We start from the raw sequence: 16643 nt of genomic DNA, 5'->3' as shown, positions 1-16643 counted from the left end.
TGACGAGATGGACCGCCGCGCGGGTTCCCGCCTCCAGTAGGGCCGACGGGGCGGTTAGTTCGACAATCGATACACCAGGCTCAGCGGATCCCATGACTTCGTGTTCAAGGAAACCGAGAATGCCGCTGTCTCCGTCTCAACCGCTGGCCCGCAGCGGGGGCAAGTCGTGAACCCCTGCCAGTCGGCCACTCAGGCATCCTGCGCGACGAGGTTGCCTGGTCAGGTCGCGGGCCGGTCTGCCTTGGGGGTCCACCCGCCACCGTTCAGCCAGGCGGTGCCGCCCACCTCGGCCTTGGGGAACGGCGTCGTGCTGTGGCCGCGGGTGCCGAGGTCGGGCCGTTCCTTGCGTTCCTGCTCGTCGACCTTGATCAGGTCTGCCATCGCTTCGACGTACTGGCGTTCCGCGACCAACAGGAAGGTGACGAACTCCTGCACCGCCTTCTGCACCGCGGCCTCCGGGTTCGAGCACGACGAGAAGAGCCCGTTGACGGCCTCGATGTAGCCCTTCAGGACGTCGATGAGCGTCCCGATGTGCTGATAGCCCAGACTCGCGTACGCGTTGCGCAGTCCTTCCAGCATGCTGGCGGCCTTCTTGCCCTCCTCGGCAAGCCACCGCGCCTGGGTCTCGAGCTGGAGCAGGTAGGCGGAAGCACGGTCGGCGTACTGGCCGAACGCCTGCGCGGCGCTGCCGTCCCAGTAGAGCTTGAGGTTTTTCAGCTCAGCGTCCATCTCGGCCCGCAGCTCGGCGTAGGTGCCGGCGGCCGAGTGCACGAGGTCGGCCCGGTTCCAGATCACCTTCGGCGCTGAACGCCACGCGTGGACCATCAGATCGGTCAGGGGAAGGCGGTCGCCGGTGCCGAGCTCGATCAGGATCGCCTCCAGCTGGAGCAGCGTGTCGCGGTGCTCGTGGATGAAGGTGTCGAGGCGGTCACCCTCACCGTTCTCGTAGTAGGTGGTCCGGCCCCCGGTGAAGCCGAGGTTGTTGCCGTCGGTGCTGCCGATGGTGATCGGCTCCTCCACCTCCCGGGTCCGCGGCAGCCGCTCGTTGCGGGTGGCCCCGAGCCGGTCGTTGCCCTCGGGGATCACCAACACCGGCTGGTCGTCGGGAAGCCTGCGGTCGTGGGGCTGGGAGAGGATGCCGGCGCCGCCCGCGCGCACACGGACGCTGTTGCCGTACCCGTCGCCGAGCGGCAGGTACGGGCCCAGGTCCCGGTTGAATACGTCGAAGTCAGTGGAGATGTCCAGATCGGTGCCCTCGTAGTCGGCGGCGATCTGCATCAGTCCATCGGCGATGCGCTCCATCTCGTTACGGGCGATGTTCGCTTCGGACAACCGGCTACCCAAGGCGGTCGCCCAATCCCGGTTGAGCTTGTCGGAGATGCCCTCGAGCGTGCCCCAGGCCGCGCTCGGGATGGCTCCGATGTCGCCGAGGTAGCGGCGCACGGCGCTGTAGGTGACGGCATCCTCGTACCGCTCTTTACCGAAGGCCACCAGCGCCCGGGACTCGACCCGCAGAGCCGACGTGTCCGTGGTCATGGTCTGCTTCTCTCCCCGTGCGGTGACTCGGCCGGCGTGAAAAGCTCCACCCCCATGGGCGAGCCGAAGTAGTCGACGCGCAACTGCCGGTACTGCCGGCGGTGATCAGCCACCGCGGCCAGCAGGGCCGTGCGGATCTCCGATGCCACCTCGTCCGGGCTGCACCGGCGCAGCATGCCGGGCCGAATGTCGACCTTGAGATCCCCGTCGTGGCCGCGGACGACCGTCACCCAACCGTTGGTGGAGACACCTTCGGCCCTGATCCGCGCCACGTCATCGAAGTAGCGCTCCAGCTTGCCCACAGCCTGCTCCTAGTCGGTGGCGTTGAGGGTCATAGCCCGGTCGGCGATGCGCTGCGCGCTGGTGTTCGTGTACGCGATGACCTGCTCGAGCGGACGATCAGGGCTGCTGAAGTCCGCGAGGATGTGGGCGTAGCGCCGGTCGGAGGCCAGGAGCACACTCGTAAAGATCTTGTCGTTGATCCGCTGTGCGCAGGAGCGGGCTACCTCGTACCGGGGCGCGCTCGGGTTCGGGACCGCCTCACCGTCACACGGGCCCGACGTGGCCGTGCTGCGGAGAAACGCCTCGTCGTCGCTCTCGATCAGGCTCAGCAGGATCCTGCCCCGGTAGGCCTGGTCGGCCGACGTGAAGTCGTACTCGCATCGCACCCGGGACCGGTCGACATCGCGCTTCGGTTCGGTACGTGTCAGCGTCCACGACCCGGACACCATCTCCGGTAGGGCGTCGGCCACATCACCGCACGACGGAACGGCTGCGTCGTCGCCGAGCGGGCCCCAGCGCCACAGACCGACCAGGCCGAGCGCCACGACGGCAACGGCAGCCGCGGCGATCAGCGCCTTCTTGCTCATGGGGCCGCTCACCAACCGGACCGCTGGTCGCGTACCGGCGCGTCCACCTCACGTACCGGCCGCTGCAGCGACGCCAATGCGACCCTGGCGGCGGCTCTCACCTGGCGGGCCAACGACTCGTCAGTGTGCCGGTGCAGACCGTCGACCTCGACCGCGATGTCGCCCCGCCTTGAAGCAGCGATGCGAACGGACCGGTCAGGCGAATGTACATCCACGTCATGCCAATGGTTCGTGGCCTCGGGAGCAGAGGGCTCTCGCGACCCGGAAATCATCGGGTTCGTCCTCTCTGCCCGGTCGTGTCAGCCGTTGCGCTCAGGTTGTGCGCACGCCCGACGGATGCGTCCTTCCGTCGCAACGCCATCATGGCGACGACCCTATCAACGCGTGTCACCGCCTCGCCGCCCTGAGTGATCGCCGCAGATCGGACTTCCAGCGCCCGCAAAGGCCCCGCCCGAAGATGACGGATCAATGCGACTGGCGAGAGAATCCCGCGGAGGGCACCTCGTCAGCCAGGTCGTGGCGTACAGCTTCCTCGGCCCTGTGGCGTCGGCGGTTCCGGATGAGGAAGATCGTCAACATCAGCAGGATGAGAACCACCAGGCCGGCGCCACCAGCGATCACGGCAACCTGCTGGTCGCTCGGGCCACCCTGGTCGCCATACCTGGTGACGTCGAAGTTGTCGTCCCCGGCTGCCTGGTCTGCACCGGTAGCCGGGGGCGTCGGGCCGAGCAGGGGATTCTCGGAGACCGCCGGCACGTCGGCGGTCAACGCGGCCACTGGGTCGATACGACCGAAGCCGTACTGGGGATCACGACCTGCCGGGCCGGCGTCACGGGCCGTGCGGATGATCCTGTTGATCACATTCGCCGCGTCGAGATCCGGGAACTTCGACCGGATCAACGCCACAACACCGGAGACAATGGCGGCGGAGTCCGAGGTGCCGTCGCCCCAGCCGTAGCCGTGGTTCGGGCCGATGTTGAAGATGCCGTCGCCAGGGGCCGATACCGCGGCCTCCGGGCCCTGTACAGAGCCGGACCAGAAGGCTCCCCCACGGGTCGTGCCGGTCACCGCGATGACGCCGGGAATGTTGGCCGGCGAGGTGACGGCCTTCTCGCCCTTGGCGATGTTGCCGGCGGAGACGACCACGACGACGTCCTTCGCGAGGGCGTACGTGATGGCCTCCTTCTCCCCCGGCGAGGCTGCAGCCGTCCCGCCGACGGACACGTTGACCACCGTGGCTCCGCCATCGACAGCCATCCGGATGCCCTGGGCCACCGCTTGACTGCTGGCCAGTCCCTTACCCTTCTTAATCTTGATGGGGAGAATCCTGGCGCCTGGTGCGATCCCGTCCACACCGTCGGCGGCAGCGTTCGTCGCCGCGATGATGCCGGCCATATGGGTGCCATGACCGTCCTCGTCGGCGCGGCCGTCCCCGGTCGCGCCGTAGCTGCGACCGCCGGGAAGCACCCGGCCCCGGATGTCCGGGTGGGTGGCGTCGACGCCGCTGTCCACCACCCCGACGATCACGCCGCGACCGGTCGACAGCTTGCGCACCTGGTCGATGCGAAGCTCGTCCAGGTACCACTGCTCCGCCCGCTGCGGCGCGGCGACAGCAGGCTGGGCGGCGGCACCGAGAAGCAGCACGCTCAGCAGGCCGGCCGCGACCGGCCGGAGCATGCCGGCATTCACGCTCATCCGTCCGTCCTCATCGCAGAATGCCGGGGGAACCGGTGTCATCACGGCCCCACGGATCGCCGTCCTCAGTCAACCACAACGACTCGGGACCGGCCTCGTCGTCCTCGGTGCCGCTCTCCCGTCCGACGCCACCGATCATTCCGCCGGCGCTGCCACGCGAACCGCCCGCACCGGTGCCGGCACGACCACCACCGGAGGCGTTACGCAGGGCGCTGGCGGCGCTGGTCATCGGCGGGACTCGACCGTTGCCACCGCCGACCATGCCGGGGAGGCCGACCGGGCTGATCTGACCGCCGACGACGGGACCACCCCCACCGACGCCGAGCCCGCCCCCGGAACCGAAGCCGGCGCCGCCGATCCCGCTCGGCGAACCGAGCCCGGGTCCGGCTCCGATACCAAGCGGGCTGTGGCCGCCGAGACCCGGGATCGGCGAACCGCCGGGGCCACCGCCGAGGGCGATCGGTCCGCCGGCACCGGCCAGGCTGGTGCCGAGACCCAGATCCGCGATCGGATCGCCGCTCCGAGGCGAGGGAGCGGGGTACGAGCCCGCGCTACCGCCGGTGAGGTCACTACCGGAGCTGCCACCGGCCGACGGCACTGAGACCGAATGGCTACCACCGGAGGAGGCGCCACCGCTGATGCCCGTAGCGCCGAGGGAAGCCCCACCGCCACCGTACCCGGAACCACCACCGATTGCGGGGGCGCCGCCTGCCCCGACGCCGCCGTCCAATCCGGCAGGGGTGTCGCCAGACGGAGGAGTGCGAGGACGGAACCCGTCAGAGTTGCCACGCTCGTCGAACTCCGGTACGTCGAGCCGCGGCCGCTCGGTCTCCAGTGCCTGCGGCAGCGGGGCCATTGCGCTGTTGGCCACCTGCTGGTTGTCCCGGTACCAGTTGTTCAAGTGCGAACTGGTATCCCACAGGCCGCCCCGCTTCTGGTCACCGGCCCGGCCGTCGACCGTCATCGTCGCCTCCAGGTCGTCGGCTTTCTCCCGGAAGGCGCCGTCGGCGTACGACGAAGGATTGGTCCGGTAGTCCGCCCGCAGCGCAGCCAAAAAGCCGGAGGCGTTCTCGCCGTCGTTGGCGTCGTCGAGCTCAACGCCGTTGGGCAGGCTCCACTCGTTGACACCGAAATCGTCCATCAGGGGAATCGGGATGCTCGCAACCGCCTTACGGATGTCACCCTCGATCCGCGACAGCGCGCCACCGACGTTGCTCGCGATGGTGATCAGGTCCTCGATGCTGCGGCCGATGTCGCTCAGGTGCTCGCGGTACGCGTCGCCTCCGCTGCCGGTCCAGCCGGCGAGCAGGCCGGGCAGACCATCGGTGTGTGGACGCACGGCGCCCGGCGCGATCGGGCCGACGAAGGAACGTCCGACCAACGCATCCCGTAGGTATCCCAAGGTGGTGGAGAGGTTGTTCCAGCCGACGCCCACCTCACCGACCAGGTCCGGGTCCGCCGACAGCGTCACCTCACGTACGCACTGCTCCCAGGTGCCCATGGCCGACCCCCTCAGGCTGGGAGGAGGCCGGGCGCATGACCCAGCACCGTCGACTGCAGAGGGACGATCTGAATCGGGTTGTCTCCTAGACCGACGGCGATGCACGGCCGCGGCACGAGCTGGAATTGCACCACTGAACGCCCTCCCCCGAGATGACGAGAGCCTACAGTAGTCGACCCAATCCAGAGAGCAGCCACAGGCACGGTCCGTTACCGGCCGGGCTCAGCGTGACCGCCCACGACCTCGACTCGGCGTCGCCTCGACCGTCGGCGGGTTCGAGGACTGGTCGATCGGAGACCGAGGGCGGGGTGGGCGAGGGAAAGCACGCGCCGCAGCCCTCCCGAGATCGTCGGCGTTCTCCAGGTCACGACGCTCCAGCAGTCCTCGGCCGAGATCCTGGACCAGATCATCGTGGCTCCTGGCGGGTCGCCACCGCTCGACGGCACGGAAGACGAGTGAGCCGGCCGGACGCGTCAGGGTGCCCTCGGCCTTGATGAACAGATCACCACGGCGCACCGCTGCGGACAGCCCTCTGTGCAGGGTCGCAGCCAGGAACGGCAGCTCGGCATGCAGACGCATGAGCTCCCGGGTTTTCCCGTCGGACCCGTCTGTCAGGTGCGACCGTGTCCACCGCAACGCCTCCGCCAGTTCCCCGGCAGCGTCGCGGGCCGGACCGACCGGTGGGGTGGCCCGCAACTCGGCAGCGGCAATGGCGGCACGCCGCCAACCGTCCACCTTCGTCGGGGCGCTGGTGGCGACGCGCACGGCCAAGCCGAGCTGAGTGCCGAGTTGCAGGTGAGCTCCGGCGACTTGCTGCGGGTGCTGCCACAGCCAGCTACGCGCGGCCGCGACGGCCGCGACGGCGTCGTCAACGGTACGGATGTCGGGTGCCGGATCCAGCGGCGAACGCGCGACACCAAGCCCGTGCAGGGACGGCTGCCCTCTACCCGCAACGACCAGAGCTCGTGCTGTCCGGGCGAGACCGCTGTTCGCCGTCCACCGGGCGGCCTCCGCCACCGGGCGGTAGATCTCGGTCAGATGACCCTGTCCGTGGTCGAGCCATCCGGGCAACGCCACGTCGAGCACCACGAGGCCCGACGTGAGCCTGGCGACGTCAGCGAGGCCCGACGAGACTCCGCCTCCTCGCCGGATCGCGAACCCCTCCGGGGTCGGAGGCCGCTGCCCCGGGGGCACGTGGCAGGCGAGGATGTCACCGATCACGCCGACGGCGTCCGCGGCACGGCGCAGCGACCGCGCCGGTTCAGCGCCCACCCAGCTGCCGGACGGTGGAAACTGCCGGTCGACAAGTGCGGCCGCGCGGAGGCCCGCGTAGAACTGGGTAAGTCGCTGTCCGCGCCTGGTCATCAATGCCGTGGCACCGGCCCGATCCAGTTCCTCCACCGCCGGACGGCCACCGGCCAGCAGCTCGGTTGCCCGGATCAGCTGCGCGTAGACAGCGGACCGGGCGTTGACCATCGCGTTGATGTCTGCTGCGGATCCCGGCGGTTGCTGACGCATCGCCGTGGCCGCGGCGCGCAGTGCTCGGTCGGCCCTACTGTGCCAGTGGCCGATCGTCATGCCAGAGCCGCCGCCGCGCGTCGTAGCTGCTGGGCGGCGGCGTCGTGGTCGAGCCGCCGGGCAAGGTCATCACCGCCGCTGGCAGCGAGGTGTTCGTGATAGCGGGCAAGGTGCTCCACCAGCGTCGCGACCGCGTGGCGGGTTTCGATGTCGTCGCGCGCCGGCGCCGCGGCGTCGACCACCACGTCATCGTGGTCGGCGTACAGCCGCGCACGGATGTCGAGCATCTCCAGGCCGAAGTGGTCCCAGGCGATGTCGGTTCCGGAGAGGCGCTTCCATGCCTCGATCGCAAGCTGGACGGCACCGGCTGCGGTGGTGTCGTCCCAAGCATGCGCACTGTCGGCGCACAGCTCCTTCGTCGCCTCGATGTAGTCCATGCCGTGGGCTTGATTCGATGTCAGCAAGGTCGTCCACTCCAATCGGTCGGTCAGATGGGGTCGTTTGCAAGCCTCGCGTCATCCGCTGCTGGTGCTGGCTGTAAGCAGATCGGGCAGAAGCTTGCGCAGCAGGGCGTACGTGGCAGGGGTCAGGTCTTCCGGCACCTCGGCCTCGCGGACCCGCATCAGCTCGCCCAGCAGATTCCGCAGCTCAGCGGTGTGTCCCTCGGCGTGGGCGGCCCGCATGATGTCGTGCCACGGTCCGTCGTCGCCGCGCTCCGGGTCGGCCAGCCAGGCCTGCTGTACGGCCCACCGAGCACCGGTCGGGTCACCGGCATCGAGGTACAGCTCGGCGAGTTCGTGCGCGGTGTCCACGATCGCGGAGGTGAGGTGACCCGGGTAGATGTCGGACTCGGGCAGCCAGGTGAACGGGTTGCGGGTGCCCACGGCGTAGGCGCGCTCGGCGCCGTCGAGCGGTGCGCCTCGGACGAGCTCCAACGCGGCACGTAGGTCCTTGACGCCGGCCACTCCGCGGCTCTCGCCGCGACTGCGCAGTCGGCGGAACAGATGCCAGTCCAGCAGGTAGCCGTCGCGCAGTCGATAGAGCCGATCGGAGCCCATCTCGGGCAGCCAGGAAGTGCCGTCAGGCGCTTCGCCCAGCCAGCGGCGGGCTCGCGTGATGGCCACCCGGCGGCTGGCGTCCTTGACCTGCTGGTCGGGCCACAGCGCGTCGGTGAGCTGCTCGGCGGAGGCTCCACGGGCTCCTCGCTGGGCGAGGTAGACGATGAGCTCGCCGTGGAAGCGCCGACGCTGGTCTGGAACCGGGCCGGGCGCGTCAACGACGACAGGCCCGAGCACGCCGATGCGCGGGCGAGTCGGGTCCTGCTCGCGCCAGGACCGCAGATCAGTGTCGAGATCCGGGTCGGCCTGGCGGCGTCGTTGGCGGATCGCAGCGGTGACCTCTCGGCGCGGGGTGACGCCGGCTGTGCGAGGTCGGTCCAGGGTAGGTATGGCGACGATGGGATCCGCCGGTGCCGACAGGCGGGTTTCGGCCGGGGCCGTTCTCGGGGTCGATGGCTCGCCACCGGTGAGGAGGTCGAGCACTGAACCGGCGGCGTCGCTGTCCTGCGCCCACTCCTCCGGCTCCGGGGCCCGCGGGGTCGATTCGTCAGTCGCGGCCCGTGCCTGCGCCATGATCTCGACGAGCGGCTCCAGTTCGCGTACAGGTAGGCCGGCTGGTGCCCCCTCGACCTGGAGGTATGGCAAGGCGAGGTGGAGGCGGCCGTCCCCGTCGAGAACGACGGTGTTCGAGGCGGTAGCAGCGCGGGCGGCGGTGGTGCTGACGACGGCGACGGCGCATCTGCCGACGCCGCGCAGCGCCTTTCCGAATTCGTGGAGCACGTCGAGGTCGTCCTCGTCGGGCTCGGCGACGAGCAGCACCTGGGGCGCCCAGGCCTCGCCGACGTCGGTGAGGCGACCGGCGAGGGTGTCGGGCGCCCCGGACGCGTGCAGGCCGGCCGTCACCGCGGCGGCCCGCCGTCGCAGCCGTGGGACGGCCTCGTGAACCGACGACGCCGCGCGGACCCGGTCGGGGTTGAGGGCGACGAGCAGTTCGGTCTCCGGCGCAGGGAAGCCGGCGATGATGACCTCGACATCGTCTGACCAGGTGTTGCAGGCGAGTTCGCAAGCCAGGTAGCGCAGCAGGGCAGCGGTCTGTTCACCGTCGCCGGCGATGGTCAGCTCGCCGAGCCGTTCGAGGTCGAGCAGCAGATGCCGACCGGGCTGCGATCCGACCGCAACAAGTGTGGGCAGCGGTGCGAGCTGCTCTGCGACGGCCGGCACAGCCGCGTCCCCGGGAAGCGTCCAGTGAGCGCCGTCCTCGACCCACGGTGAGGGTGGCTGAGGGCAGGGCTCGACGATCACGAGCGTGACGGCCTGGTCGACGATCCAGGCTGCGGCGATGTCCGGCACTGGCTGTTCCCGCTCCGCCAGCGCCGCGGCGAGGCTACGCAGGGCGAGGTCGAGCCGGTCGACGTCGGCGGGTTGCTCGGCCACGCGCAGGATGCGTTCCGTGGCGCCACCGCGAGGGTGCGGTAGTCGGCGGCCGGGCCGGCGGTGCTGCCTCTGACTGCGTCGACGGCGGAACACTGCGGTTAGCAACAGCGCTGAGAGCAGACCCGCTCCGGCGAGTGATCCCAACACGATGGCGTCGCTGGCGCTGTCCTCGCCCGCCGGCCCGGGCTCGCGTGCCGGATCTGCCGCCCCGGACTCGACGCTTGGACGTGCAGTCGTCGAGGACGAGCTGGCTGAAGTGGGTGGCGTCGGAGCATCGCTCGGTCGAGCCTGCGCGGATGAAGTTGGGGGGATCGGCTCGCTCCCGCCGCGGTCCGGCGAACGGGAGGAGGGCGGCTCACCCTCGGCCTCGGTCTCCGGAACGCTCGGCGCCGGCTCGCTGCCGGCTTCGGGAGCACTCGGGGTGGGCCGGGTGCGGCTATCGACAACGACCCGGCCCCGGGCGTGGTCGCCGGCGCCGCGATCGCGAGCCTCCGCCGGCAGCGTGATCCGCCACCCGCGTTCAATATGGTCAGGGAACCGGTAGTCACGCCGCTCAAGGTCGGAGTTGATGGCCACGAGTTCCGGGTAGCGGTCGGCGTCACCGAGGAAACGCTCGGCGACACCGGCCAGCCAGTCGCCGCGCGCCACCTCGTAGACGAGCCGTTCCGGTGCCTGCATGGTCTTGGCCACCAGGGACGAGACGATCGGGATCCGGAGCGTCCAGCCGGCGTACACCCGGGTGTTGCCGGGCTGGAGGCTGCGGCCGTCCGGCTGCGCGAGGCCGTGGTTGGCCTCGGCCAGGCGTTGCCAGGGCACGTTGTGCGCCTCAGCGATGTCGAGCAGGCTCTCCCCGCGCTCGACCGGATGTTCCACATACCCGGTGGTGGTCGTGGCCTCCACCGGCGCGGTGGGTTTGGCCACTACGTGGTCGGAGCGGGGTGCTGCCACCGCCGGGGTGGTGAGGGCGGCCGGCGCGGCGGCAGAGGCCAGGGTCGGCGCGGCGATGGCGCCGAGAATGGCCGCGATCAACGCGGCGGCCACGCGTTGCTGGAACCGTGCCCCCGGGATCCGGGCGGCGTTGCGCGGCACCTGTCCCCGACGGCGTGCGCGCAATTGCGCGACAGTCTCCACCACCAGGGCGACCAAGAAGGTGACCCAGGTCCACGCGGCCAGGAGCGCTGCGATCCAGCCGATCAGCGTCAACGTCTGCAGGAACAGGTCCCCGTCGTCCCGGCTGCTGAGCGCCTGCCAGATCTGGCCGGCGGCAGCACCCGGATCGTTCGTGAGCGTCGAGAGCCATGTGCCCAGTCGGGGCAGCGGGTTGCCGGCGGCCCAGATGAGCAGTGCGGGCAGGGCAGCGGTCACCGCGACCACGGCGAGCGCGCCGACGCCGGCGAGCACTTGCTGGCCGCGGCCGGTGGCGGGTGTGGTGCGTGCCACTGTTGCTCCTTCGCGGGCTGCTATTGCGCGATCAAGGTGGCGGTCGCGCGGCCGGTCACGGTCGTGCCTGCTCCCCCGGCAAACAGGTCGAGCAGGATCGGGTTGTAGGTGACCGTGACGGTCACGGTGAGCTGCTGCGCGCCGTCGACGGTGACCGAGCCGGTGACCCCGTCGAGGTCGTCGAGGTACGCCTGTACGGCGTCGGCGGCGACTGAGGGCTCGATCTCCTTGTTGCCGCCGTCGATGGCCTGGCCGGCCTTGATCGCCTGCCCGCCGGCGCGGGCCGCCTCGGCGGCGATGTTGTCGGCGCGCTGGTAGGCCCGCACCTTGGCGCCGCCGTCGACGACGAGGCCGATCAGGGCGAGGAAGGCGGGCACGAGGACGGCGAACCAGACCGTGACCCGGCCGTCGTCGCCGCGCAGGCGTCGGCGGAGGGCGGTCACGTTCTGCTCCGGTACGTGTCGAGTGGGCTGGTGAAGGAGGCCTCGAGTGGCACAGTGCCGGGCATGCCGGGTAGCGCCACATCCGAGAACGTCGCGGTGCAGCTGACCGTGGCGGTCACTGTGGCGGCCTGCCCGACCGGCACGTCGAACCCGGAGGTGGAGATGGTGACCTCCAGGCTGGTGCAGCTCAGTCCCTGGGCGTCGAGCGTCGAGCCCGCGGCGGCCAAGGCCTGCGCGTTCGCCTCACCGGCGGTACGTGCCAGCGACGCGGTGCGTGCGGCGTCGTACGCGGCCGCTTCGAGCGCCTGGCGGGCGATGTTGACCCTGCCGCCGATGACGGCGCCGGCGAACAGCGCCAGGATGGCCGGTGCGACCACGGCCATCTCGATGCTCACCGAGCCGCGCTGCGCGCGGTTCCGCCGGGTGCTCATGGCGCGGTCGGCCGCTCGACGGGACCGTGCGCGGTCTTGCTGATCGTCCAGTTGAGCCCGGGAAACACGGTGATTGCCTTACCGGTGACGGTGACCCGCACCTCCGACCCAGTGCGGGTGACGACGACCTGCTGGTTGTCCAGCCCAGCACCGGCGGTCGAGAGGAAGGCGGCGGCACGTGCCTCACCGGCCGCGGCCGTCGACTGGTAACCCCGTGCGGCGTTCACGCCCTGGGTGGCTGCGCCCAGCGCGATCGACTGGGCGAAGTAGACCAGCCCGGTCTGCACGACGGCGAAGGTCAGCAGGAGCATCGGCAGCGCGATGACGGCGAACTCGACCGGCGAGCCGCCCCGATCGTGGTGCCACCGGGCGGCCCGCCCGCGCCGGGTGGGACGCGGACGGGCGGTGGCGAGGGGCTGCGTCACGGCTGCGTCGGGATGAGCGCGACCCAGCCGTTGGCGACGGCAACGATCGCCCCGGCGACGACAACGGCACCGGCGACGAGGATCGCGGTGATGACGGCGGTGCCGACCGGGCTGTCACCGCGCTCGGCCTCGGCCGGGTCGGTCATGCGCTGCCAGTTTGTGGCCAGCTGCGCGAGGAAGTCGTGGATGGTGTGCATGGCGGTTCCCTCCGTGTGGGTGGTGCCGGTGTCAGCGGACGAACAGGCGGGCCATGAACGGGTAGCCGATGAGGACGAGGAGCACGAGGATCAGCGCGGCGGCGGGGATGTCGAGCTTGTTGGTGCGTAGCTCCGCCTGGGCGAGGGCCTCGGTGCGGATCCGGTCCCGCATCGAGTCGGCCCGGGCGCGCAGCGTCTGGTGGACGCTGGCGCCTTCGTTGCCGGCGGTGCGCATGATGTCGGCCAGGTCGCCGAGCTCGATGACCTCGATGTCCCGGCCGAGGGCCTTCAGCTCGTCCCACGGCGGCCGGAGCTGCAGCTGGGCGCCGAGCAGGGCCTCCCGGATGCGGGCGAAGACCCAGCCGTGGCAGACGCTGGCGGCGCGGTCGAGCGACTCGACCGGGCCGTGTCCGCCGAGGACCTGGTGGGCGGCGAGGTCCAGGTAGGTGCACATGGCGCGGCTGAACTCGGCGCGGGCGACGGCGGCTTTGGCGACGACCTCCCGGTGGGCCAGCGCCGCGCCGGCCAGCGCGGCGGCGACAGTCCCGCCCGCCGGGATTACGACCGGAATCGGTACGCGTAGCGCCGCGACCGCGATGGTGATGAGCGCCGGCAGGATGAGGCAGAACAGCGCCGACAGCCCGAGCGTGAGGAAGTACTGGTCAGTGCTGCGGCCCAGCAGCCGCAGGTCGGCGTGCGGCACGGTGAGTCGGCGCCGCAGCCAGTTGACGCCGGTCGGTGCAGTGTTCGTCGCGGTCAGCGGCTGGAGGCGCCGAAGCGCCGGGCCGAGCGCCGGTGGGGCGGGGATCAGTTGCACGACCAGCAGGAACACCCCGAGGCCGGTCATCGCGCCGGCGATGACCATGGCGGTGACGTAGCCGTTGGTCATGCCGCCGCTCCGAGCGTCTGGACCTCGGCCGGCGGAAGCAGCCGCTCCCGCCGGGGCGGCAGGCTGAGCTTGCGTACCGAGGTCATGAGCACGACGTAGAGGCCGGCGAGGAACAGCAGCACGAGCTGGCCGAGCACGCTGCCGTACGGCTGGAGGTAGTGCGGGTTGATCACCCCGTACGCCAGCACCAGGACGGTCATGCCGGTCAGGAACCGCACGGCGAAGCGTGGGCCCTCGCGCTTGGCGTCGACGGTCGAGCGCATCTCGATCTCGGCGGCGATGGACCGGCTGATCGCGTTCAACACCTCATGCAGGCCTTCGCCGCGGTCCGTGACGTGAAGCATCAACGGCGCGATGACCTGATCGGCGGTGTAGTCGTTGAGGTCGTCGGCCATCTGTTGCAGCGCGGCGATCGGATCGCCGCTGCCCTGCAGACGCCCGGCCAGGTCACGGACCTCCTGCTCGATGAGCTGCGGCGCGGTCGCGGCGGTCGCAACGACGGCCTGCTGCAGGCCGATGCCACGGGCCACGATGTCGGCCAGGCGGCGGGTCCAGGCCTCGACGGCTTCCAGGCGGGCGACGGCCTGTTTCTCGGCACGACCGGCGGCGAACAGCCACGGTACGCCGGGAACGGCGACGCCGATGATCACGCCGGCGGCGGGCCAACCGGTCAGCAGCCAGGTCAGCGCGCCGGCAACGACCGACGTCACCACCTTGATCTGGTGGGCGCGTTGTTCCCGGCGGGTGCGTCCCGACCCGGTCCACCAGCGGCGTGCCTGCTGGTGCAGCGCCGATGGCGGCCGGGGTGGCCGGGTGGTCCCGACGACGCCGAGGACGCCGACGACCGCGCCGGAGACGGCGAGCATGCCCGCCAGCACGGCGGCGAGGTCGAGCGGGCTCATGGCCGCCTCGCCAGGGTGTCGAGCTGGCTGCTCCAGGCGCCGTAGTTGTGCTCGCCCTGCTGGATGTAGCCGGTGAGCTGGCGGGGGTCGTAGCCGACCCGCAGCAGCGGTTCGCGTAGCCGTTCCGGCAGGTGCCGTGGCACGCCGCGTCCGTCCGGGCCCGGGCCGAAGATCTGGGTGGTGACGAGCTGGTCGCCGCTCATTCCGCCCACCTCGAGCACGTCGGAGACGTACCGGTGCTTGCGGCCGCCGAGCTTGGTTTCGTCCTCGACGCTGACGTACACGATCAGGTCGATCGCGCCGGCAGCCATCCGCCGCGCCAGCTCGGCGGTCATCTCGGGCCCGTGCTGCAGGGCCAGCTCGATGACGCGGTCCATCACGGCGCGGGGGTGCCGGGCGTGGATGGTGCAGAGGGAGCCTTTGCTGGTGGCCATGGCCTGCAGCATCGGCACGATTTCACGGGAGCGGACCTCGCCGACGATGATCCGTTGCACGGACATCCGCAGCGTCAGCGGGATCATGTCCATGATCGTGACCTCGCCGGCGGGCCGACCGTCGGCGCCTCGGGAGCCGTGGCCCTCCCGGGATTCGAGGCTCATCGCCCAGCGGTGCCGCCCGGTGGTGTGCAGACCGAGCTCGCGGGACTCCTCCAGGGTGACGAACTGCTCGCGGTCGGGGATCTCCTGGGCCAGGCCGCGTAGCAGGGTGGTCTTCCCTGCGTCGGCCAGCCCGGCGACCATGATGTTGAGACCGGCGGCCATGGCGGCCTTGAGGAACCGGCAGATCAGGTCGTCGACGGCGCCGTACCGGTCGCGGAGGTCCTCCAGGCTGACGTCCATCAGCGTGTGGCGACGGATGGCCGCGTAGGGACGCACCGACACCTGCATGAGGACGGTGAGCCGGCTGCCGTCGGGCAGTTGCATGTCCAGCCACGGCTTGGTCGAGGACAGCGAGCGCTCGGTCGCGCCGGCGCGCATGGCCAGGACCTGGAACATGTCGACGAGTTCCTTGTCGGTCTCCGCGACCGGCTCGCCGACCGTGATCCGCCCGTCGGTGTGCTCGATCCGGACGTTGTCGCAGCCGAGGATGTGAATGTTCACGATGTCCGGCCGGTCCAGCAGCTGCTGTAGTCGGCCGAGGCCGAACATGTCCGCGGCGACCGCGTCGAGCAGCGCATGTTCCTCCGCCTGCGAGATTGGTTGGCCGGCCTGGTGCAGCGTGTCCACGTGCTCCCGGACGAGACGGGCCGCGATGCGCTCCGCCTCGGCCTGGCGGTGCTCGGTGGAGACATTGGGCGTCTCCCGAAGCGCCGCGGTCAGCTCCGCGCTGACCCGGGCGCGCAGCATTCGCACCGCCGCGTAGTCGATGGTCTGCGGCTGATCGACGGCCGGCAGCCGAGGTGCTTCCGGGGACGTGCCGTTGGTCGGCCAGCGGTGGCCGTTGGCGGCGACGCGGTCGACCGCTGCCGGCCGGGCCGGGCGGCTGTGTCGGCGCTCGTCAGGCACGGCCACTCCCCCTCGATGCTGTCGGAGCCAGGTGTACGCGCCGCCGCGCGATCACCTCGCGTACGGCCGACTCGGCGCTCGCCGCGGCGCGCAGCAGCTGCTGGCTGCCGCGCAGCCGGCCGCCGCCGTCGCTCAGAACCTCAGCCGTACGCCGGTCGTCGGGCAGCTCGACCACCGTCGGCAGTTGCAGCCGCTGCTCGATCTCCCGCCGGCCGTAGGGGCCGTCACCGATCAGCGCCAAGGCGAGCGCTCCCGTCCCCTGGCCGTGCTGCGTCAGCTCCCGCCGCAGCAACTCCGCCGCGCCGACGGCCGGCGCGATGGTGCGCAGGGTCGCCGCGCGTACGACGAGCAGCACGAGGTCGGCGCGGAACAGCAGCGGCCACGGCGGCGCGTTGGTGGCCAGCCGCCCGCAGTCGGCGATGACGTCATAGCCGGGGTCACTGCGCTCCAGACCGGCGAAGTACTCGCCCAGCATCTCCCAGGTGGGCCGCAGCGTTCCGGCCTGGACCGCGTCGTTGATGCCGGGCAGGAGGAGTCGTCGGCCCGGATCCCGTGCGTCGAGGTCGACGAGCTGGTCGGCGAACGTCTCGGCGAGCTGGTCGCGGAGGGCAGCCGCGGCAAGCGGCAGTAGCCCGACGGGTGGGATCTCGAGGCGGGACAGGTAGCCGCTGAGGACGCTGCCGCCGGCGGGATCACACTCGGCCAGCACCGTGCGTTCTCTCCAGGCAAGCGTGCAGGCGAGTGCCGTGGTGGTGACGCCGGGCGAGCCCTTAGCCGAAACCATCGCGATGATCGCCACG

At 70.8% G+C, this 16643-nt stretch carries 16 protein-coding genes; all 16 read right to left on the bottom strand.

The annotated features are described in order from the left end of the window. Window positions 1–219: 219 nt before the first annotated feature. The gene (locus tag AB0C17_RS24185) at window positions 220–1536 is read right to left on the bottom strand and encodes a hypothetical protein (RefSeq protein WP_357388394.1); all 1317 of its coding nucleotides are present in this window, start codon (window positions 1534–1536) and stop codon (window positions 220–222) included. After that, window positions 1533–1838 (bottom strand): hypothetical protein, encoded by a 306-nt coding sequence (locus tag AB0C17_RS24180; RefSeq protein ID WP_209961300.1) that lies wholly within the window; start codon window positions 1836–1838, stop codon window positions 1533–1535. The genes AB0C17_RS24185 and AB0C17_RS24180 overlap by 4 nt, the downstream gene beginning before the upstream one ends. A 9-nt stretch (window positions 1839–1847) precedes the next feature. Next, the gene (locus AB0C17_RS24175; RefSeq protein WP_357480583.1) at window positions 1848–2405 is read right to left on the bottom strand and encodes a hypothetical protein; all 558 of its coding nucleotides are present in this window, start codon (window positions 2403–2405) and stop codon (window positions 1848–1850) included. A 465-nt stretch (window positions 2406–2870) separates the two neighbouring features. Beyond that, window positions 2871–4100, bottom strand: coding sequence for a type VII secretion-associated serine protease mycosin (gene mycP / locus AB0C17_RS24170; RefSeq protein WP_357388390.1), 1230 nt, complete (start codon window positions 4098–4100; stop codon window positions 2871–2873). A 10-nt stretch (window positions 4101–4110) separates the two neighbouring features. Further along, window positions 4111–5601 (bottom strand): hypothetical protein, encoded by a 1491-nt coding sequence (locus AB0C17_RS24165; protein WP_357388388.1) that lies wholly within the window; start codon window positions 5599–5601, stop codon window positions 4111–4113. A gap of 222 nt (window positions 5602–5823) precedes the next feature. Then, a complete protein-coding gene (locus tag AB0C17_RS24160) occupies window positions 5824–7179 on the bottom strand; it encodes a hypothetical protein (RefSeq protein WP_357388386.1) in 1356 nt (451 codons plus the stop codon). Beyond that, window positions 7176–7556 (bottom strand): hypothetical protein, encoded by a 381-nt coding sequence (locus tag AB0C17_RS24155; protein ID WP_269700318.1) that lies wholly within the window; start codon window positions 7554–7556, stop codon window positions 7176–7178. The genes AB0C17_RS24160 and AB0C17_RS24155 overlap by 4 nt, the downstream gene beginning before the upstream one ends. 78 nt (window positions 7557–7634) lie before the next feature. Beyond that, the gene (locus AB0C17_RS24150; protein WP_357388384.1) at window positions 7635–11051 is read right to left on the bottom strand and encodes a LysM peptidoglycan-binding domain-containing protein; all 3417 of its coding nucleotides are present in this window, start codon (window positions 11049–11051) and stop codon (window positions 7635–7637) included. Between the two features lie 20 nt (window positions 11052–11071). Next, window positions 11072–11494 (bottom strand): TadE/TadG family type IV pilus assembly protein, encoded by a 423-nt coding sequence (locus AB0C17_RS24145; protein ID WP_209961287.1) that lies wholly within the window; start codon window positions 11492–11494, stop codon window positions 11072–11074. After that, window positions 11491–11925, bottom strand: a complete 435-nt coding sequence (locus AB0C17_RS24140; protein WP_357388382.1) for a TadE family protein — start codon at window positions 11923–11925, stop codon at window positions 11491–11493. Before AB0C17_RS24140 ends, AB0C17_RS24145 begins: the two co-directional genes overlap by 4 nt. Continuing rightward, the gene (locus AB0C17_RS24135) at window positions 11922–12350 is read right to left on the bottom strand and encodes a TadE family protein (RefSeq protein WP_357388380.1); all 429 of its coding nucleotides are present in this window, start codon (window positions 12348–12350) and stop codon (window positions 11922–11924) included. Before AB0C17_RS24135 ends, AB0C17_RS24140 begins: the two co-directional genes overlap by 4 nt. Next, window positions 12347–12547 carry a hypothetical protein gene (locus AB0C17_RS24130; RefSeq protein WP_209964527.1) on the bottom strand — a complete coding sequence of 67 codons (201 nt, stop codon included), beginning with the start codon at window positions 12545–12547 and terminating at the stop codon, window positions 12347–12349. The genes AB0C17_RS24135 and AB0C17_RS24130 overlap by 4 nt, the downstream gene beginning before the upstream one ends. Before the next feature lie 31 nt (window positions 12548–12578). Beyond that, window positions 12579–13436, bottom strand: a complete 858-nt coding sequence (locus AB0C17_RS24125) for a type II secretion system F family protein (protein ID WP_269700323.1) — start codon at window positions 13434–13436, stop codon at window positions 12579–12581. Further along, complete coding sequence (locus tag AB0C17_RS24120) at window positions 13433–14338, bottom strand: type II secretion system F family protein (protein WP_357388377.1); 906 nt, start codon at window positions 14336–14338, stop codon at window positions 13433–13435. The genes AB0C17_RS24125 and AB0C17_RS24120 overlap by 4 nt, the downstream gene beginning before the upstream one ends. Further along, entirely contained in the window at window positions 14335–15843 is a 1509-nt protein-coding gene (locus AB0C17_RS24115) for an ATPase, T2SS/T4P/T4SS family (RefSeq protein WP_357388376.1), read from the bottom strand. The genes AB0C17_RS24120 and AB0C17_RS24115 overlap by 4 nt, the downstream gene beginning before the upstream one ends. Further along, window positions 15836–16642: a ParA family protein gene (locus AB0C17_RS24110; RefSeq protein WP_357388374.1), complete on the bottom strand. Its 807-nt coding sequence runs from the start codon at window positions 16640–16642 to the stop codon at window positions 15836–15838. The genes AB0C17_RS24115 and AB0C17_RS24110 overlap by 8 nt, the downstream gene beginning before the upstream one ends. Window position 16643 lies beyond the last annotated feature (1 nt).

This window comes from Micromonospora sp. NPDC048887 (genome assembly GCF_040649715.1).
Classification (GTDB): domain Bacteria; phylum Actinomycetota; class Actinomycetes; order Mycobacteriales; family Micromonosporaceae; genus Micromonospora.
The sequence above is the reverse complement of the archived record's forward strand: the minus strand, read 5'-3'. Positions and strand labels throughout refer to the sequence as shown.